Source organism: Streptomyces sp. NPDC005811, from assembly GCF_040630405.1.
Classification (GTDB): Bacteria; Actinomycetota; Actinomycetes; order Streptomycetales; family Streptomycetaceae; genus Streptomyces.
This window is the reverse complement of sequence record NZ_JBEXXK010000017.1, coordinates 149,564-168,042: the sequence shown is the minus strand read 5'-3', so window position 1 is coordinate 168,042 and position 18,479 is coordinate 149,564. Positions and strand designations below refer to the sequence as shown.

The 18,479-nt window shown below is 70.6% G+C and carries 16 protein-coding genes; 11 read left to right on the top strand and 5 right to left on the bottom strand.

Annotated elements, in window-relative coordinates; genetic code table 11:
• Positions 1 to 25: 25 nt before the first annotated feature.
• Positions 26 to 1,039, top strand: coding sequence for a DNA-3-methyladenine glycosylase 2 family protein (locus ABZ490_RS20305; RefSeq protein WP_358991828.1), 1,014 nt, complete (start codon positions 26 to 28; stop codon positions 1,037 to 1,039).
• Between the two features lie 76 nt (positions 1,040 to 1,115).
• Here ABZ490_RS20305 and ABZ490_RS20300 read toward each other — a convergent pair whose 3' ends face one another.
• Together ABZ490_RS20300 and ABZ490_RS20295 are read right to left on the bottom strand one after the other, a co-directional pair.
• On the bottom strand, positions 1,116 to 2,198 hold the full coding sequence (locus tag ABZ490_RS20300) for an NDP-sugar synthase (RefSeq protein WP_358991826.1): 1,083 nt from the start codon (positions 2,196 to 2,198) through the stop codon (positions 1,116 to 1,118).
• Between the two features lie 266 nt (positions 2,199 to 2,464).
• The gene (locus tag ABZ490_RS20295) at positions 2,465 to 3,796 is read right to left on the bottom strand and encodes a peptidoglycan recognition protein (protein ID WP_358991824.1); all 1,332 of its coding nucleotides are present in this window, start codon (positions 3,794 to 3,796) and stop codon (positions 2,465 to 2,467) included.
• A 161-nt stretch (positions 3,797 to 3,957) separates the two neighbouring features.
• Between ABZ490_RS20295 and ABZ490_RS20290 the strand changes: the two genes are divergently transcribed.
• The 4 genes from ABZ490_RS20290 (at position 3,958) to ABZ490_RS20275 (ending at position 9,835) form a co-directional block, all read left to right on the top strand.
• The gene (locus tag ABZ490_RS20290) at positions 3,958 to 4,716 is read left to right on the top strand and encodes a TIGR03089 family protein (RefSeq protein WP_358991822.1); all 759 of its coding nucleotides are present in this window, start codon (positions 3,958 to 3,960) and stop codon (positions 4,714 to 4,716) included.
• Between the two features lie 220 nt (positions 4,717 to 4,936).
• On the top strand, positions 4,937 to 6,070 hold the full coding sequence (locus tag ABZ490_RS20285) for an LCP family protein (RefSeq protein WP_358991819.1): 1,134 nt from the start codon (positions 4,937 to 4,939) through the stop codon (positions 6,068 to 6,070).
• A 265-nt stretch (positions 6,071 to 6,335) separates the two neighbouring features.
• Positions 6,336 to 8,102 carry an LCP family protein gene (locus tag ABZ490_RS20280; protein WP_358991817.1) on the top strand — a complete coding sequence of 589 codons (1,767 nt, stop codon included), beginning with the start codon at positions 6,336 to 6,338 and terminating at the stop codon, positions 8,100 to 8,102.
• Between the two features lie 146 nt (positions 8,103 to 8,248).
• Positions 8,249 to 9,835, top strand: coding sequence for an LCP family protein (locus ABZ490_RS20275; protein ID WP_358991878.1), 1,587 nt, complete (start codon positions 8,249 to 8,251; stop codon positions 9,833 to 9,835).
• 54 nt (positions 9,836 to 9,889) lie between these two features.
• Here ABZ490_RS20275 and ABZ490_RS20270 read toward each other — a convergent pair whose 3' ends face one another.
• Positions 9,890 to 10,924 carry a glycosyltransferase family 2 protein gene (locus ABZ490_RS20270; protein WP_358991816.1) on the bottom strand — a complete coding sequence of 345 codons (1,035 nt, stop codon included), beginning with the start codon at positions 10,922 to 10,924 and terminating at the stop codon, positions 9,890 to 9,892.
• A 119-nt stretch (positions 10,925 to 11,043) separates the two neighbouring features.
• Here ABZ490_RS20270 and ABZ490_RS20265 point away from each other — a divergent pair, with 119 nt between their 5' ends.
• The gene (locus ABZ490_RS20265; protein WP_358991814.1) at positions 11,044 to 12,507 is read left to right on the top strand and encodes an LCP family protein; all 1,464 of its coding nucleotides are present in this window, start codon (positions 11,044 to 11,046) and stop codon (positions 12,505 to 12,507) included.
• Positions 12,508 to 12,612: 105 nt separating this feature from the next.
• Positions 12,613 to 12,978, top strand: coding sequence for a four-helix bundle copper-binding protein (locus tag ABZ490_RS20260; protein WP_055634408.1), 366 nt, complete (start codon positions 12,613 to 12,615; stop codon positions 12,976 to 12,978).
• A gap of 60 nt (positions 12,979 to 13,038) precedes the next feature.
• Here ABZ490_RS20260 and ABZ490_RS20255 read toward each other — a convergent pair whose 3' ends face one another.
• A complete protein-coding gene (locus ABZ490_RS20255) occupies positions 13,039 to 13,683 on the bottom strand; it encodes an HAD family phosphatase (RefSeq protein WP_358991812.1) in 645 nt (214 codons plus the stop codon).
• Positions 13,676 to 14,965: an LCP family protein gene (locus tag ABZ490_RS20250; protein WP_358991810.1), complete on the bottom strand. Its 1,290-nt coding sequence runs from the start codon at positions 14,963 to 14,965 to the stop codon at positions 13,676 to 13,678. Before ABZ490_RS20250 ends, ABZ490_RS20255 begins: the two co-directional genes overlap by 8 nt.
• Before the next feature lie 120 nt (positions 14,966 to 15,085).
• Here ABZ490_RS20250 and ABZ490_RS20245 point away from each other — a divergent pair, with 120 nt between their 5' ends.
• From ABZ490_RS20245 to ABZ490_RS20230, 4 genes are all read left to right on the top strand, one after another.
• The gene (locus tag ABZ490_RS20245; RefSeq protein WP_358991809.1) at positions 15,086 to 15,643 is read left to right on the top strand and encodes an acyl-CoA thioesterase; all 558 of its coding nucleotides are present in this window, start codon (positions 15,086 to 15,088) and stop codon (positions 15,641 to 15,643) included.
• Between the two features lie 1,104 nt (positions 15,644 to 16,747).
• Positions 16,748 to 16,939: a hypothetical protein gene (locus tag ABZ490_RS20240; RefSeq protein ID WP_358991807.1), complete on the top strand. Its 192-nt coding sequence runs from the start codon at positions 16,748 to 16,750 to the stop codon at positions 16,937 to 16,939.
• Positions 16,923 to 17,447, top strand: a complete 525-nt coding sequence (locus ABZ490_RS20235; RefSeq protein ID WP_358991805.1) for a DUF6879 family protein — start codon at positions 16,923 to 16,925, stop codon at positions 17,445 to 17,447. Before ABZ490_RS20240 ends, ABZ490_RS20235 begins: the two co-directional genes overlap by 17 nt.
• On the top strand, positions 17,444 to 18,274 hold the full coding sequence (locus ABZ490_RS20230) for a helix-turn-helix transcriptional regulator (protein WP_358991803.1): 831 nt from the start codon (positions 17,444 to 17,446) through the stop codon (positions 18,272 to 18,274). Before ABZ490_RS20235 ends, ABZ490_RS20230 begins: the two co-directional genes overlap by 4 nt.
• Positions 18,275 to 18,479: the final 205 nt, after the last annotated feature.

Sequence of the window (18,479 nt, the reverse complement as noted above, 5' to 3'; positions counted from 1 at the left end):
GCACTCCGGATTCGGGACGGGCATCGTGGCAGGACGTTTCGCACCCAGGTCCACGCGTACGACCGTGCGCGGCGGCCATGTCCCCGTGCCCGCGCGGACGGTGGCGCGGGATGCCGGCGGGCCGGGGCGGGTGCGGGAGTGGGTGCCGCGGGGGCCGGTCGATCTGGGGCTGGTGCTGGGGCCGTTGCGACGGGGGCCCGGGGATCCGACGTTCCGGGCGATGCCGGACGGGTCGGTGTGGCGGGCCACTCTGACGCCCGCCGGGGCGGGGACCCTGCGGGTGTCGGTGGTGCCCGGCGGGGGTGCCGTACGGGGAGAGGCGTGGGGGCCGGGGGCGGAGTGGCTGCTGGACGGGCTGCCCGCGCTGCTGGGCGCCGGCGACGAGCCGGAGGTGTTCGTGCCGCGGCATCGGGTGGTGGCGCACGCGTGGCACCGGCGGCCGGGGCTGCGGTTGACGCGGACCGGGCTGGTGCTGGAGTCGTTGATACCGTCGATCCTCGAGCAGAAGGTCACGACCGACGAGGCGTACCGGGCGTGGCGATTGCTGGTGCGGAAGTTCGGGGAGCCGGCGCCGGGGCCCGCGGCGGGCGGGCGGCTGTGGGTGATGCCGGCGGCGCGGACGTGGGCGTTGATCCCGTCGTGGGAGTGGCACCGGGCGGGGGTCGACAACAAGCGGGCGTCGACGATTCTGCGGGCGGTGCGGGTGGCGCGGCGGATGGAGGAGGCGGTGGGGATGCCGGCGGAGGAGGCGCGGGCCCGGCTGGAGGTGGTGGCGGGGATCGGGCCGTGGACCTCGGCGGAGACCGTGCAGCGCAGTCATGGGGCGGCGGACGCGGTGACGGTGGGGGATCTGCATCTGCCGGGGATCGTGGGGTGGGCGCTGGCCGGGGACCGGGAGGCGGACGACGCGGCGATGCTGGAGTTGCTGGAGCCGTATGCGGGGCAGCGGCATCGGGCCGCCCGGTTGATCCTGCTGAGCGGGCGGGTGCCGGAGCGGAGGGCTCCGCGGATGCGGCGGGGGGACATCGGGGCGCTGTGAAGGGGCTCCGCCCCGTCGGCCCCGATGCCAGGGGGCTGCGCCCCCTGGACCCCGGTGGAGCCCTCCGCCGCTCGGGTTACCGGTCCGAGGAGAAGCGGACCGCTCCCGCCGGGATGCGGGCGTCGCACCAGACGCGGGCGCCCTCGCGGAGTTCGTTGTCGGGGCCGACGACCGCGCCGTCGCCGATGACCGTGCCCGTGAGGACGGAGCGTTCGCCGACGCGGGCCCGGGTGCCGATGAGGGAGTCGGTGATGACCGCGCCGGGTTCGATGACCGCGCCGGGCAGGATCGTGGAGCCGAAGACCCGCGCGCCCTCCGCCACGAAGGCGCCCTCGCCGACCACCGTGCCGCCGGTGAGCTTGGCGTCCGCGGCGACCCGGGCCGTGGGGAGGATCAGCCGGTCGCCGCAGCGGCCGGGGACCGCGGGGGACGGGGCGCGTCCGAGGACGAGGTCCGCGGAGCCCCGTACGAAGGCCGCGGGGGTGCCCAGGTCCAGCCAGTAGGTGGAGTCCACCATGCCCTGGAGGTGGGCCCCGGCCGCCAGCAGTCCGGGGAACGTCTCGCGTTCCACCGAGACCGGGCGGCCCTGCGGGATCGTGTCGATCACCGAGCGGCGGAAGACGTACGCGCCGGCGTTGATCTGGTCGGTGACGATCTCCTCGGGCGTCTCGGGCTTCTCCAGGAACGCGAGGACCCGGCCCGTCTCGTCCGTGGGGACCAGACCGTAGGCCCGGGGGTCGGTCACCTTCGTCAGGTGCAGCGACACGTCCGCCGCCGTCTCCTGGTGGGTGGTCACCAGCCTGCGGATGTCCAGGCCCGTGAGGATGTCGCCGTTGAACACCAGCACCGGGTCGTCGGGGGCCGAGTGCAGGCGGGACGCCACGTTGCGGATCGCGCCGCCGGTGCCGAGGGGCTCGTCCTCCGTCACGTACTCGATGTGCAGGCCCAGGGACGAGCCGTCGCCGAAGTACGGTTCGAAGACCTCCGCGAGATAGCTCGTCGCGAGGACGATGTGGTCCACCCCCGCGGCCTTCGCCCGCGCCAACTGGTGCGTGAGGAAAGGCACCCCCGCCGCCCTGACCATGGGCTTGGGCGTGTGCACCGTGAGCGGGCGCAGCCGGGTGCCCTTGCCGCCGACCAGGAGGATCGCTTCTGTCACCTTCGTCTCTGCTTCCTGCCGGGACCGGCCGAACTTTCATTCGACCGGCCAGTGTATGCAGACCGTCGTGTGGCGCTTTCCAGGCCGTGCGGTGTTCCGTCCCAGTCCCGAGGAGACTGTCCCCCCGACGGCTGATGAAATATGCCCCCACCTGGATGTGTTCTCCGGCCGTTCGGGTGTGGTTCCGATGCGGTGCGGTGCGGGCCGTCGCGGTCCGTTCCGGGGGCCTCCCCCGACCCCCGGGGCACCCGGCCGCGGTCCCGCCCTCAGCGGCCCTGGTAGGTCGCCGCGGTCGAGCGGGCCGTGCCGAGCTTGCCGTAGAGCTGCTTGCCCGGGCATTCCGTGGCGAACCCGTCACGGTGACCGGAGATCACATTCAGTCGTACGTTCTTTCCCTTGGCGTACAGATTCCCACCTCCGGACTTCAGGTAGGTCTTTCCTTTCGGATTCGCCCCGAAGAGACCGAGTTTCCATGCCGTCAGACGCGCGATGGCCTTGACGGTGGCCGAGTTCGGCTTGGCGGAGGTGAACGTGCCGAGGACGGCGACGCCCATGCTGTTGGTGTTGAAGCCGAGGGTGTGCGCGCCCATGACGGCCTTGGCGACCCCGCCGGCGCGGCCCTCGTAGATGGTTCCGCACTTGTCGATGAGGAAGTTGTAGCCGATGTCCCGCCAGCCCATGCTCCTGACGTGATAGCGGTAGATGCCGCGGATCACGGACGGGGCCTGTGCGCAGGTGTAGTTGTTGCCGGTGGCCGTGTGGTGGACGAAGGCGGCCTTCACCGTGGTGGTGTAGCGGAAGCCCGCCTCCCGCAGGCCCTCGTCCGCGCCCCAGCCCCGGCGGGTGACGATGGCCGGACGGGGGCCGATGTAGGGGGCCGCGCGGCGCTGTTTCGTGGTCAGTTCGCGTCTCGTCCGGTCCCGGTTCAGGGCGGTGATCCTCGTGGCGCCCAGCGGGGCGAGGGGCGCGTTGGCGGCGGAGGCCGACCGCTCGGCCGTGGACAGCGCCGGGGGTGCCGCGGCCGGGAGGGCCCGGCTGCGCGGCGCCACGGGGACGTGCACGGGGGCGGCGGCCCCGGGGTCGACCAGCTCCAGGCGCAGGCCGGCGGGGAGGGAGGCGTCGGGGTGGACGCGGACCTCGACGCCGTCGGAGTCGCCGACCCACAGGGGGGCGGTGGCGCCGTGGACATGGCCCGAGGTGCGTTCGGCGGTGCCCGGGTCGGCTCCGTGGTCGGCGTTGTGGGTCTCCACCTCCTGCCAGCCGGACCAGGCCTCGCCGCCGGCCGGGCGGGTGCGGACCTGGACGCGGCCGTGCAGTTCGGCGTCCGGGTCGTCCCAGACGACACCCAGGAGGGAGAAGCGGTGGACGTCCGTGCGCTGCGTGCCGCGGTCGGCGGAGCCGAGGGCGCGGTCGCGGGTGAGGGGGGTGAGGGGCAGCGACTGGGTGCTGCCGGGGAGGGCGGCCGCTCTGGCGGCCTCGGTGCCGGCCTCCGCGGTCGGCGCCGGTCGCACTGCCGCCGCCGTGGCGGGCGACGTCAGTGGCAGGGCGAGGGCGGCCGCACAGGTGACACCGATCGAAGTAGCTAGCAATCCACGCATGCGAACGATCCTGGACAGAGTCATACATATCTGTCCATCGGGGATGTGACGGGCCGTCGGGAGCGTTCCGCCGAACCGGTGGCGCCCGGGCGCCGGGCGTTCGGCCGAACCGGTGGCACGGCGGCGGGTCCGGGGCCTGGGCGGCGCGTACGCTTGCGCGGGTGAACGTCACCGATCGCACCCCTGCCGACCTGCTGCGTTCCGCGCTCGCCGCGGATCCCGCGCGTCCCCTCGTGACCTTCTACGACGACGCGACGGGCGAGCGGGTCGAATTGTCCGTGGCCACCTTCGCCAACTGGGTGGCCAAGACCTCCAACCTCCTCCAGGACGGGATGTCCGCCGAGCCCGGCGACCGGGTCGCGCTGCTGCTGCCCGCGCACTGGCAGACGGCGGTGTGGCTGCTGGCGTGCGCGTCGGTGGGCGTGGTCGCGGACGTGGACGGGGATCCGGCGCGGGCGGACTTCGTGGTGGCCGGGCCGGGGCGGTTCGAGGCGGGGCTCGCGTGCGGCGGGGAGCGGTACGCGCTCTCGCTCGCGCCGCTCGGGCGGCGGTTCGTGCCGGGGCCGCCGCAGGGGTACGCCGACTACGCCGTGGAGGTGCCGACGTACGGCGACCGGTTCATGGCGTACGCGCCCGTCGATCCCGAGGCGGCCGGGCTGGTCGTGGCCGGGGCGGAGTACAGCGGGGCGGAGATCGTGGAGCGGGCCCGGGACGGGGCGGCGGGGCTCGGACTGACGGGGCCCGGGTCGCGGTTGCTGTCCGGGCTGCCGTACGACACCTGGGAGGGGCTCGCGGCGGGGCTGTACGCGCCGCTGGCCAGTGGGGGGTCCGTGGTGCTGTGCCGGAATCTGGAGCAGGCCGGGGAGGAGACGGTGGCTCGGCGGATCGAGAGCGAGCGGGTGTCTGCGACGGCTCGGTAGGCGGGGTGGTTTCGCCTCCCGTACCAGGGGGCTCCGCCCCCTGGACCCCCGATCGGCCCTGAACGGGCCTCGTCCTCAACCCCCCCAGAGGGGGGACCCCCAGACGGGCTGAAAGACCTACAGGCGCCCCTTCACCCGTTCGGCCCACCCCCGCCCCGCACCCCCGCCCCTCTCGCGTCATCGTCGTAGGAGCGGCACTGCGCTGGAGGGGGTGGGACGGATGAGGCGGCGGCGTCGACGGTGGGTGGCGTACGGGGTCGGGGTGCTCGCCGTGCTGCTGGTGGGCAGCGGTGGGGTCGGGTGGGTGCTCTACACCCAGCTCGACGGGAACATCACGCCCGACGAGGCGGCCGCGGCCGAACTCGCCCGGTATGCGAAGGAGCGGCCCGCCGCCCTCGTCAAGGACGCGCAGAACGTGCTGGTCATCGGGTCGGACTCGCGGGCCGGGGACGGCAACGGGCGGTACGGGACGGACTCGGGCACCGAGCGGTCGGACACCACGATCCTGCTGCATCTGTCGGGCGGGCGGCACCGGGCGACCGCGGTGTCCCTGCCCCGGGACCTGATGGTGGACGTGCCGGCCTGCCGGCGGCCGGACGGGTCGCGGACCCGGCCGGTGTTCGCCATGTTCAACCACGCCTTCGAGACCGGCGGGTCCGCCTGCACCGTGCGGACCGTGGAGAAGCTGACCGGGGTGCGGGTCGACCATCACGTCGTCGTCGACTTCAGCGGGTTCGAGGACATGGTCGACGCGGTGGACGGGGTGAAGGTCTGTGTCGCCGAGCCCATCGTCGACAAGGCGGCCAAGCTGCGGCTGCCGGCCGGGGAGGTGACGCTCGACGGGAAGCAGGCGCTGGGGTACGTCCGGGCCCGCAAGTCCCTCGGGGACGGCAGCGACACCGAGCGGATGGACCGGCAGCAGCGGTTCCTCGCGGCGCTCGTCGACAAGGTGCGCAGCGACGGCGTCCTGCTGAATCCGGTGAAGCTGTATCCGCTGCTGGACGCGGCCACGTCCGCGCTCACCACCGACCCGGAGCTGGCGAGTCTGCGCGGCCTCTATGAACTGGTGCGCGGTCTGGGCGACATTCCTGCCGAACATGTGCAATTCCTGACCGTTCCGCGGGAGTCGTACGTCTACAACGCCAATCGCGACCAACTGGTCGAGCCGGCGGCGGAGAAACTCTTCGAACAGCTGCGCACCGACGGGCCCGTGGCGGTTTCTAAGAAACTTCCCATGAATTCAGGGAGGGTGGAGTCGGGTGAACACGGTCCGTACATCCTGAAGGGCCCGTCCCCCTCCCCACCGGCCCCGACGTTCCGCGGCAGCACCGCCGCCGACGGCGGTTGCGGGTAAAGCGCTTGCCAAGTCGAGGCCCCTGGATGAAGACAGGTCCAGGGAATTGAGGCGGATTGCCCGCTTGTAGGGACGTGGAATGTGTCACGGCCGTCGCCCCATGTCGAACCGGGCGGATAGTGTGAGCGATCCGGTGCACCCGGCCGCTTGGTCTGTCCTGGGGTCGTGCACTGATGTGACCGAGTTGTGACTGAGTGACCGAGACGACCCGAGCGCCTGGAGGGGGAAAGGCGCCGCGTGGCCCCGACGGAGGATTCGACAGACCGTGGACGCGCAAGGCCGTGGGCGGGCGGACAACATCGATCCCGCAGACCAGTGGGTGCTCAATCCGGACACCGGCGAATACGAACTGCGACTGAGTACTTCCGCACCGCAGTCGGCGGTCCCCGGACCCCGTAGAGCGGCCTCCCGTGCGGCGGCCCCGGCCGGCGCGTCCGGCGGGGCGCGCGGCCGGACGGCGGCGCCGGAGCGGGAGTCGCCGGAGGAGGCGCCGGAGCGGGTTCCCGGGCCGCGCCGCAGGCGTGGGGTGCCCGAGGAGCCGGCGAACCGGCGCGGGCGCCGGCCGGTGAAGAAGAAGTCGAAGGCGAAGAAGGTCCTGTTGTGGACCGGCGGTGTCATGGCCTTCGTGCTGGTGGGCACCGCCGCCGCGGCCTACCTGTATCTCGAGCACCTCAACGACAACATCACCGCCGTCTCCGACGACGGCGCGAGCACCGGTGGCTTCAGCAAGGACAAGGCGATCAACATCCTGCTGATCGGCACCGACAAGCGCACCGGCTCCGGCAACAAGGGCTACGGCGACACCGACAGCGTCGGCCACGCGGACACCACGATCCTGCTGCACGTCTCCAAGGACCGTACGAACGCGACCGCGTTGAGCATCCCCCGCGACCTGATCGTGGACGTCCCCGACTGCCCCACCACGATGGAGGACGGCACCAAGAAGGTCATCCCCGGCGAGGACGGCGTGCGCTTCAACACGAGCCTCGGGCAGGAGGACCGCACGCCGAGCTGCACCGTGCGCACGGTCACCGAGCTGACCGGGATCCAGGCCGACAACTTCATGGTCGCCGACTTCAACGCCGTCAAGACGCTGACCACGGCGGTCGGCGGCGTCGAGGTGTGTCTGGCGAAGGACATCGACGACGCGGACTCGCATCTGAAGCTGTCCAAGGGCACGCACACCATCGAGGGCGAGCAGGCGCTGGCCTTCGTGCGGACCCGGCACTCGGTGGGCTTCGGCGGCGACCTGAGCCGGATCGAGATCCAGCAGCAGTTCCTCGGCTCGCTGATGCGCAAGCTGAAGTCGAACGACACCCTCACCAGCCCCACCAAGATGATCAAGCTGGCGGAGGCGGGCACCGAGGCGCTGACGGTCGACTCCCAGCTCGACAGCATCACCAAGCTCAAGGACCTGGGCCTGGAGCTCGGCAAGCTCAATGTGAAGAACCTGACCTTCACCACCGTGCCGGTGCTCGACAACCCGGCGGAGAAGGTCAAGGCGACGGTCGTCGTCAACACCTCCACGGCGCCCACCGTCTTCCAGATGATCCAGGACGACGTCTCCTTCACCGCGGTGAAGCAGAAGGCCAAGGAGTCCAAGAGCGCGGCCGCCGCCGAGGCCGCCGCCCGGCTCAAGGGCACCAAGTCCGCCGCCTCCGAGGTCCGGGTACAGGTCATGAACGGCGGAGCCCCGGCCGGCAGCGCACAGGAGACTCTTAACTGGCTGCAGAATGATGAGGGCGTGACGAAGTCCGAGAACGCGGGCAACGCGCCGGAGGAACTGAGCAACACGACGCTCGAGTACGACCCCGACCAGGCCGATCAGGCCCGCAGGCTGGCCGACATCATGGGGCTGCCGGGCACCGCGCTGAAGCCGGGGAAGAGCGTCACCAACGCCCAGGGGCTGCCGACGATGACGCTGACGCTGGGCAAGGACTTCAAGGGCGCGGGCGTTTCGCTCACGGCAACCACGAAGGTGCCGGACTCGGTCCAGAAGTCCACGGCGGACAAGGTCCAGTGCGCGAAGTAGGTAACCCGAAGTAGGTAACCCTACGGGCCCGTCGTGCGTCTGACTTGACGCGGGACGGGCCCGTGTCAGGCGCACGGCGTGGAGGGGCTGGGGAATTGGCGACGACGAGCGGGGTGCGGGGTGAGGTTCCCGCGGTCGAGGACACGATGTCCCTGACCCCGGTGGACAAGGACGCGTCCGACGACGAGGGCGGGGCCGGAGGCGACGGCGGCAACGGCACGGCCCGGGGGCGCCGCAGACGCAGAGTGCTGCGCTGGTCGGCGACGGTGCTGGCGCTGGTCATACTCGGCGGCGCGGGTGCCGGCTATCTCTACTACGAGCACCTGAACGCCAACATCAAGAGCGACGACCTCAACCTGGGCGACTCCAAGGACCGGGCGGCCAAGACGCAGGCGAACTCGGCCGGCCAGACCGCGCTGAACATCCTGCTGATCGGCTCCGACGCGCGGGACACCGCGGAGAACCAGAAGCTGGGCGGCGCGAAGGACACCTACGGGGGCCTCCCGCTCGCGGACGTCCAGATGCTGCTGCACGTCTCGGCGGACCGCAGCAACATGTCGGTGGTGAGCATGCCGCGCGACACGCTCGTCGACATCCCCAAGTGCACGGACCCCGACACCAAGAAGACGTACGCGGCGAGCACCCGGTCGATGACCAACGAGTCGCTGGGCCGCGGTGGCCCCGGCTGCACGGTGGCCACCTGGGAGAAGCTCACCGACATCCACATCGACCACTTCATGATGATCGACTTCTCGGGTGTGGTGTCGATGGCGGACGCCATCGGCGGCGTCCCGGTGTGCGTGGACGCCAACGTCTACTCGCACACCAGCACGGGCAAGGGTTCCGGTCTGAAGCTGGCGGAGGGCACCCACTCCATCAAGGGCAAGCAGGCCCTCCAGTGGCTGCGCACGCGCTACGGCTTCGAGGACGACACCGACCTCGCCCGCGCCAAGGCGCAGCACATGTACATGAACTCGATGGTCCGTGAGCTGCGCGCCAACGCCAAGCTGACCAACCCCAACAAGCTGCGCAAGCTCGCCGAGGCCGCCACGAAGGCGATCACCGTCGACGACGGCCTGGACACCATCACCAAGATGTACGACCTGGCCACCGAGCTCCAGAAGGTGCCCACCGAGCGCATCACGATGACGACGATGCCGAACGCCTACGACACGGTCCAGACCGGCCGGGTGGTGCCCACCGAGGACGCCACCAAGCTGTTCCGGCTGGTGCGCCAGGACATCGCGCTCGACGGCAAGGACGAGAAGAAGACCACGGCCAGCCCCTCACCGACGGTCACCGACACGGCCGCGGCGGACGACGCGATCGCGGTGCAGGTCCACAACAGCACCCGTACGGGCACGCTCGCGCCGGTCGTCGGCCGGGCGAGCACGGTGACCGACCTGCTGCAGGCCAAGGGCTTCGACGGGGCCGTCGCGGACACCTCCACGGCCACCTCGGAGGAGACCACGGTGATCCGCTACCCGAGCGCCGACCTCCAGGCCGACGCGCTGCGGGTGGCGAAGGTCCTCGGCGTCCCGACGAGCCAGGTGAAGAAGTCCACCGACGTCTCCGGGGTCACGCTCTACGTCGGCGGGGACTGGCGGTCGGGGAACAAGTACACGGCGTCCGCGAAGGAGGAGGACGACGACAAGACGCCCGCGTCGGCGCAGGCGATGAACGGCGCGGACGACTCGCAGTGCATGCACGTGGACCCGAACTACACCTGGTAGTCCGGGTCCGGGCCGGGCGCACAGCGGTGCGTCCGGTGGTGCGTACGGCGGTGCTCAGCTCGACGAGCCGCTGAGGACCGCCGGGCGGCGCGAGGCGATGACCTTCCTGGCCAGCGACTTGGGACTGGTCAGGAAGCCGAACCCCCACGACATGTGCATGGTGGCCAGGGCGACGGGGATCCGGAGCCGCGCCTTGAGCGGCAGCCCCTTGCCGGCCGGCACCGACCCGGCGACGATCGCCGCGAGGTAGCCGCCGGGGACCAGGAACCCGAGCGGGGTGAGCACGGCGCCCACGACCAGGCCGGCGGCTATCGCGCACACCGCGGCGGGTGGGGCGAGGTAGCGCAGGTTGATGGAGCCCTCGTGGTAGCGGGCGACGACGTGCCGCCAGCGGCCGTAGTCCTTGTACTGCTTGGCGAGCGCCTTCACCGAGGGCCGCGGGCGGTACGACACCCTCAGCTCCGGCGAGAACCAGATCAGCCCGCCGGCCTCGCGGATGCGGAAGTTCAGCTCCCAGTCCTGGGCGCGGATGAACTCCTCGTTGTAGCCGCCCTGCTGCTCGAGGGCCTCGCGGCGGAACACCCCGAGGTACACCGTCTCGGCGGGGGCGGCCTGCCCGCCGGTGTGGAAGGCGGCGTTGCCGACGCCGATCTTCGAGGTCATGGCGGCCGCGACGGCGTGCTCCCAGTCGTTCTCGCCCTCGGCGTGCATGATGCCGCCGACGTTCTGCGCGCCGGTCTCCTCAAGGAGGCGGACGGCGGTGGCGATGTAGTTCGGGGAGAGGATGCCGTGCCCGTCGACGCGGACCACGATCGGATGGCGGGAGGCCTTGATCGCGGCGTTGAGGGCGGCGGGCGTACGGCCCGTGGGGTTCGGGACGGTGTGCACGCGCGGGTCTTCGGCCACGAGCTCGGCGGCGATCTCGTCCGTGCGGTCCTTGGACGGACCGAGGGCGATCACGACCTCCATCTCGCCGGCGTACTCCTGCGCGAGGATCGCTTGGACGGCTCCGCGCAGATGCCGCTCCTCGTCGAGGACGGGCATGATGACGGACACGGCGGGGAGCTGCACGTCGGGCTTGGCGTTCATAGGACGCTCACGTTACCGCGAACGGGGGACACCGGTGCGCGCCGCCGGGGGCGCCGCACCGGGCGACAGATCGTACGGGCCTACGGTACTCACGGCTTCCCCCGCCCCGGAGGTGTCCTATGCCCACCCCACCGCCCCGGACCCGGCGCCGTCCGCCGCGCCCCCCGATCCGCCCCGTACGGCGCAGACGTCCGCGCTGGGCCATGCGGGCGGCGACCACGCTCTCGGTGGTCGTCCTGGCCTCCGCCGGGATCGGGCACTCCCTGGTCGCTGGCCTCGACGCGGACATCGCCCGGGTCGATCCGTTCAAGGACATGAAGAACCGGCCGCGGGCCGGGCACGGGATGAATGTGCTGCTGGTCGGCACCGACGGCCGGGACAAGGTCACGGAGACCGAGCGGCGGCGGTTCCGGCTGGGCGGGGCGCCCTGCCACTGCACCGACACGATCATGATCGTGCACATCTCGGAGGACCGGGAGCGGGCCAGCGTGGTGAGCCTGCCGCGCGACTCGTACGCCGAGACGCCTCCGCACACCGAGCAGGTCGGCGGGCGGGAGCACCGGGGGCACCCGATCAAGCTGAACGCGGCGTACGCGGAGGGCGGTCCGCAGCTGACCGTGCGCACGGTGGAGAACATGACCCATGTGAAGATCGACCACTATCTGGAGGTCGACTTCACCAGCTTCATGAAGACCGTGGACGTGCTGGGCGGCGTGAAGATCTGCACCGCGCGGCCGCTGCGGGACACGTACACGGGTCTCGATCTCGGCCCGGGCGAGCACACGCTGAAGGGCGGGGCGGCGCTCCAGTACGTCCGGGCCCGGCACGCGGACGGCTCCTCCGACCTCGGCCGGATGAAGCGTCAGCAGCGGTTCCTGGCCTCGCTGGTGGACCGGGCGACGTCCTCGGGGATCCTGCTGAACCCGCTGAGGTTCCGGGACGTGACCCGCGCGGTGCTGGGGTCGGTCCGGGCGGACCGCGGCTTCGGCACGGACGAACTCCTCGGCCTCGGGCGGGCGATGCGCACCTTCTCGCCCGGGTCCTCCGAGTTCACGACGGTGCCGATCGGCCGGCTCGGGTACGTGGTGCCGGGCATCGGCTCGACCCTGAAGTGGGACCCGGTGCGGTCCGAGCGGGTCTTCCGGGCGCTGCGCGAGGACAAGCCGCTGGAGTCCGCCCCGTCACGGCCGGAGCCGAGCCCGAGCCCGCGGGACCCGCGGGTGGAGGTGGCGCCGCAGCGGATCCTGGTCCAGGTGGAGAACGGCACCTCGACCGAGGGCCTGGGCCGGCGGGTGGACGAGGCCCTCGCGGCGGCCGGCTTCCGCACCACGCACCGCCCGGTCGACTCCGCCACCCGGGACGTACGGCGCACGGTCGTCGTCCACGACCCGCGCTGGGACCGCTCGGCCCGCTCCCTGGCCGCCGCCCTGCCCGGCAGCGAACTGCGGGCCGCCCCCGGCCTCGGCCCGACCCTGAAGGTCGTCGCGGGCACGGACTTCCGGGAGGTGCGCGAGGTCCGCGGTCCGCAGCCGGCGGCCGCGGAACCGGAGGTGGTGCGCGGGAACGAGGTGGGGTGCGCCTGAGGGTGCACCCGCGGGCACAGCCCGGATGGCGGGTAGGGCCGAGGGGGCGTAGGAACGGTAGTGCACGGGGCCTGCCCCGGGCCCCTCAGCCCTCCAGGAGGAGCCATGACCCAGCAGCAGTCGTCCATGACGGCGATGAGCAAGGAGATGCAGGACTGCGTCCAGGCGTGCATGGCCTGCCACACCGTCTGCGAGGAGACCATGAGCTCCTGCATGCAGATGGGCGGCCAGGCCCAGATGCAGATCATGCGCGCGCTGATGGACTGCTCCGAGATGACCCGGATGTGCGCCGACATGATGATGCGGCGCTCGCCCATGTCGGCCGAGATGTGCGCGATGTGCGCCAAGGCCTGTGACATGTGCGCCGAGGCGTGTATGTCCATGCCGGACGATCCGCAGATGATGCGCTGCGCACAGGCGTGTCGCCGCTGCGCGGAGTCCTGTCGGACGATGGCGGGCGCCCGGATGTGATCCCCGCCTGAACGCGGTCGGGGGCGCCCCGCGGGGTGCCTCCGACCGTCGAGGACGCGCTCAGCCGAACAGCGGTGCCAGCTCCCGCTCCAGGTCGGCCGGTCGCCGGTAGTGGACGGCCCGCATGCCGAGCGCGGCGGCCGCCTCCACGTTCTCCGGGGTGTCGTCCACGAACAGACACCGCTCGGGCCGTACGCCGGCCCGTGCCGCCCCGAGTTCCAGGATCCGCGGGTCCGGCTTGACGAGGCCGACGCGGGCGCTGCTCACGACGTCGTCGGCGAGGTCGGTCAGGCCCATCGCGGCGAGGTCGGCCTCCAGGCCGGTCGTGGCGTTGCTGACCAGGACCAGCGGGATCCGGGTGCGGGCCCGGCGCAGCAGGGCGACCACCTCGTCGTCGGCGTGGAACGGCGACTCCAGCAGTGCGGTGCCGAGCGACCAGGCGGTCTCCTCGTCCTCCACCAGGGCGGCGAGCCCCTCGGCGATGGCGGCGACCCACTCCTGCTCGGTGATCTGCCCGAGCAGCAGCGGCCCGTCGACCTCCGGGGAGAACGCCACCTTCTTGGTGGTGCCCTCCGCCAGCCCGGCGGCGCGCTCCAGCGCCTCCAGGTGGGCGGAGTCGAAGTGGCGTATCACGTTGTCGACGTCGCACAGGACGGCGTCGTAAGGACGGCCCGGGGCCGGTCTGTCCCCACCCTGGTCAGTCACTGGTCACCGTGACCTTCTCGTCGTTGTTCAGTTCGTTCACCAGCTGCTTGACCTTGGTCTTGTCCCAGACCAGGTTGCCGCCGGTGGAGCCCGAGATCGGCATGTTCATGGACACGCCGTCGCCGCCGTTGACGCCCTTCATGGCGAAGAACATGGAGCCGAGGTCGTAGAGCCCCATGTCCTTGTCGACGATCAGGGAGTCCAGGCCCGCGCCCATCACCGGGTAGAACTTGAAGGGGTTGAGGATCGTCGACGGGGTGGCCACCTGGTGGGCCAGCGCGGCGAGGAACTTCTGCTGGTTCTTGGTGCGCTGGAGGTCGGAGGCGGCGAAGGCGTGCCGGGTGCGGACGAAGGCGAGCGCCTCCTCGCCGTTCAGCGTCTGCTTGCCCGCCTTGAAGTCGGCGCCCGAGTACTTGTCCTTGAACGCCTTGTCGATGGTGATGTCGACGCCGCCGACCGCGTCCACGATGTTCGCGAAGCCCGCGAAGCCGATCTCGACGTAGTGGTCGATGTGCAGGCCGGTGTTGAACTCGACGGTGCGCACGAGCAGGGTCGGGCCGTCCTCGGCGTAGGCGGCGTTGAGCTTGGTGTGCCGGCCGGTGCCCTTGAAGGTCTTGCCGGACTCCGAGCCGACGTACGTCGGGATCTCCACGTCCGAGTCGCGGGGCAGCGAGATCAGGGTGTCGCCGCTGGACCCGACGTGCAGGATCATCATCGAGTCGGTGCGCTTGCCCTCGGCGGAGCCGGTGTGCAGCTCCTTCTTGTCCGCGGCGGTCAGGCCCTCGCGGCTGTCGGAGCCGACGATGAGGTAGTTGGTGCCGTCGCCCTGGTCGGGGCGGTCGATGACCTTGGAGAGGTCGACCTCGCGGCGCAGCTTGGAGTCGGCCCAGAAGTAGGTGGAGACGGAGGTCACGACGAGGACGACCGCGACGGTGATCGCGGTCCACTTGATCCGGCGGCGCCAGTCCGGCGCGGGGCGGGAGCCCTGCGGGTACGCGCCCGCGGGCCCTCCCGGCTGCCCGGGGCCGCCCGGTTCGCCGTAGACCTGGCCCGAGCTGTAGCCGCTGTCGTACCCGGACTGCTGGGCGTTGGTGTAGTCGCCGTGTCCCTGTCCGTTGACGTACGACGGCTGCTGGGGGACACCGGCGCCCTGCGGCGGGGACGCGGGGCCGCGCCGGACCTGCCGCATGACTCGCGCGCTCTCGGGCTGCGCACCCGCGCTGCCGTTTCCGTACCGGGAGCCTCGGTCGTTGCCGGACCATCCCTCGGGCCAATCGTTCATGCCGAACAGTGTGCAGTCCGCGGCTGTGTCCCTTACAAGGGGTGTCGGAAAATCAGCGCTCCGCTGTTGCCAAGCTGACACAAAGTCCCGGCTTGTCCCCTGCGGCATAAGGTGGAGGCCATGACAGACCAGGTCACCGCAGTGGACTCGGACCTCCCGGACATCCCGGGCAAGCCCACGTCCGCGTCCCGCACCACGCTCAGCCACATCATGACCCACAACGACACCAACCTCCTGGGGACGGTGCACGGCGGTGTGATCATGAAGCTCGTCGACGACGCGGCGGGTGCCGTGGCCGGCCGGCACTCCGGCGGGCCCGCCGTGACCGCGTCCATGGACGAGATGGCGTTCCTGGAGCCGGTCCGGGTGGGCGACCTGGTCCATGTGAAGGCACAGGTGAACTGGACCGGCCGGACCTCGATGGAGGTCGGCGTCCGGGTGCTGGCCGAGCGCTGGAACGAGTCGGCGCCGGCCACCCAGGTCGGCTCGGCCTATCTGGTGTTCGCCGCGGTGGACGCCGACGGCAAGCCGCGCGCGGTCCCACCGGTCCTCCCGGAGACCGACCGCGACCGCCGCCGCCTCCAGGAGGCCCAGATCCGCCGCACCCACCGCCTGGCCCGCCGCCGCGCCATCCGCGAACTCCGGGAGCGCCGCCTGGCAGAGGGCTACGAGGACTGAGGACCGGCCGGCGACCGGGTGGGGCTCGTACGTGGGGGTTGTGGCGGACGGCGGGTGTCTTGACTGGCGGGGGGCCGTGACGCGCGGGCTGTCGTGACGCGTGGGGCTGTCTTGACGCGTGGGGCTGTCTTGACGCGCGGCAGGTGTCGCGACGCACAGCGGTGTCGCGACGCACGGCAGGTTCTTGAGTGACGGCGGGTCCTTGGCGGACGGCCGGTGTCGGGGCGCGCGGGCGGAGGGCGTGAGGCGCGGCGGATGGCGTGCTGCGCGGCGGACGGCATCAGGCACGGCAGATGGCGTCAGGCACAGCGGACGGCATCAGGCACGGCAGATGGCGTCAGGCACAGCGGACGGCATCAGGCACGGCAGATGGCGTCAGGCACGGCGGACGGCATCAGGCACGGCAGATGGCGTCAGGCACGGCGGACGGCATCAGGCACGGCGGGCGGCGTCAGGCACGGCGGGCGGCGTGCTGGGTAACCGGCGGTGAGGCGGGGTGGAGGGCGAGGCCGGTCGGCCGCGGCCCGGAGCGCGCGCCCTCGATGCGGGCCCCAGCCTCATGCGGCTTCCGGGGGCTTCCGGCCGGGAGTCCGGACCCGGACGGCCCCGGCTCGTCGTCGGCGGCTCCCGGAACGGGAACGGCCCCTGGCGGCGAGCCAGGGGCCGTTGTCGTGCACGCAGGGGCACCCGCGCCCCTCGCGGCCCCGCCGAGGGGCGCGCCCGTCCCGTCCTGGAGCGGTAGCGGCCCCCACCGTTGCCGTGGGGAGGGGAGTTACGGCAGGTTGCGGGCCATCACGATGCGCTGGACCTGGTTCGTGCCCTCGTAGATCTGGGTGCTTTACAAGCCATACGGCGCTGACCTGCACGAACAACCCTCTCAGAGGGTCCTGCCCAGCATTTCCCCATGATCGTCAAGAGTCTGCCCAGGTAGGGGTGGCACTGATGGCATCTCCTCCGACCGGTCCGAGGAGTGGCAGGCACCGGGCAGGTTACGCGGTTTCCTGTTCCGTCAACCGTGATCGCTTGACCGGTGCGCCTCACCCTCGGGAGCATCAACCCAGATGCGGGGCACTGGCAGCGGCATGGGAGAGGGGAACCCAGACCATGAAGGTCACCAAGCTGGTCAGCACGTGCGACATCAAGGACTGTCCGACCATCTACGCGACGGACCGAGGCACCTTCCTGGTTCAAGGCGAGACGCCTACCGATCACGGGCTGGAGATTCCCGCTCACGAAACCCTGGTCGAGATCCCCATGGAACTGATTCAGAAGGCCATCCGTGACAACCTCCTCTAAGACCCTCGGCGACCTCTTCGACTCTTTCGAGCGTGAGGCGTTCCGCCTGGAAACCCTGGACGACTACAGCCAGTCCGGGAACGTGGAAGCTTTCCAGGCATTCCAAGCCGGGGAGCCTCAGCCGGAGGACTACAACGCGGGCTGGATCGAAGAACTCCGCTCACACACCGAGAAGGGGAAGCGAGTTTACCGAGTGCACGTTCTGTCGCGCCCGCTCACGGACTATCTTTGCTTCGAACTCGGGTGGGGCTACCGGAAGAACATGACCGGAGGCGAAGAGTTCTTCATCCTCGACACCACCGAGAGGCCCAACCCTCTGGAGAACGTCCCGGATTTCTGGTTCTTCGACTCTTCCTCCGTGGCAGTCATGAACTACGACGAAAACGGGAAGTACCTCGGATCGGAAGTGCTGCCACCGGAACGCACGGCGGAATTCACTCAGTACCGTGACGCGGCGCTCGCACACGCAGAACCATTTAACGAATGGTGGGCCAAGTACGGGGCGTGAACAGAGCACAGCTTGGGGCCGCGCTGCGGGCTCTGCGAGTGGCATCCGGAAAGGAAGCCAAAGCAGTGGCCCGCAGCGCCCTCATGTCTCCGTCCAAACTGTCCAAGATCGAGAATGCCAAGCTGGCACCCAGCGCAACGGACGTTGAGCGCATCCTGACAGCCATCGGCGTGTCGGACGAGGTCAAGGCCGAATACACAGAAGCGGCCCGAGCCTCGGCGACTGAGGCGACAGCGTGGCGACTGCTGAAGCGGATCGGGGTCCACAAGGGCCAGCAGGCCGCCAAGGCCCTGGAAGCCCAGATGTCGACGCTGCGACTGTTCCAACCCGCGCTCGTCCCTGGACTACTCCAGACACCCGAGTACATCCGGGCCGTCCTGAAACGCCACGATCTGAGCGAGGACGCCCTCACGCGAACAATCAACGGGCGACTTGAACGACAAGCGATTCTCTACGACAACGCTAAGTCGCTGCGGTTCGTGATCACAGAGCCAGTTCTACGCTGGCGAATCGTCCCGGCACAGATGATGGCTGCACAGCTGGACCGCATCGTTTCCATATCTCGACTGCCACATGTGGACATCCGTGTAGTTCCGCTGGCGATTCAGCAGCACGACATCGCTAATCACGCGTTCGTCATCCGTGACGACCGAATGGTCACCATAGAAACGGTTCACGCCGAGGTGGTCGTCACAGACCCCCGTGATGTAAGTCTGTACGTTGATAAGTTCGAAAGATTCGAGCAAGTGGCGCTCGTCGGCGCTGATATGCGGAATCTGATCGAGGGAATCCGGAACGACTATTTGCGGGAACAGGAAACAGGCTAGAGATACATCCATGGCGCGCCGAAGATGGCGGCATGGAGAGCGAAGAGAGAACGTCCGGTCCTGCGACCGAACCCACGGCGGGGACGTGCCTGTCGGAGCTGCCGCGCGAACCGTCACCCATGCCCGGCTGCCCCGCGTGCCTTTCTCAATCTGTCGCCCGCGAGAACGCCCGCTCGGCGCGTGACTACAGCGCCGTGTCTGACGC

Excerpts from the sequence above, each read along its gene's own strand:
- ABZ490_RS20240 (WP_358991807.1), top strand. The coding sequence starts at position 16,748 with ATGAAGGTCACCAAGCTGGTCAGCACGTGCGACATCAAGGACTGTCCG.
- ABZ490_RS20245 (WP_358991809.1), top strand. The coding sequence starts at position 15,086 with ATGACAGACCAGGTCACCGCAGTGGACTCGGACCTCCCGGACATCCCG.
- ABZ490_RS20275 (WP_358991878.1), top strand. The coding sequence starts at position 8,249 with ATGTCCCTGACCCCGGTGGACAAGGACGCGTCCGACGACGAGGGCGGG.
- ABZ490_RS20270 (WP_358991816.1), bottom strand. The coding sequence starts at position 10,924 with ATGAACGCCAAGCCCGACGTGCAGCTCCCCGCCGTGTCCGTCATCATG.
- ABZ490_RS20260 (WP_055634408.1), top strand. The coding sequence starts at position 12,613 with ATGACCCAGCAGCAGTCGTCCATGACGGCGATGAGCAAGGAGATGCAG.
- ABZ490_RS20295 (WP_358991824.1), bottom strand. The coding sequence starts at position 3,796 with ATGCGTGGATTGCTAGCTACTTCGATCGGTGTCACCTGTGCGGCCGCC.
- ABZ490_RS20285 (WP_358991819.1), top strand. The coding sequence starts at position 4,937 with ATGAGGCGGCGGCGTCGACGGTGGGTGGCGTACGGGGTCGGGGTGCTC.
- ABZ490_RS20265 (WP_358991814.1), top strand. The coding sequence starts at position 11,044 with ATGCCCACCCCACCGCCCCGGACCCGGCGCCGTCCGCCGCGCCCCCCG.
- ABZ490_RS20250 (WP_358991810.1), bottom strand. The coding sequence starts at position 14,965 with ATGAACGATTGGCCCGAGGGATGGTCCGGCAACGACCGAGGCTCCCGG.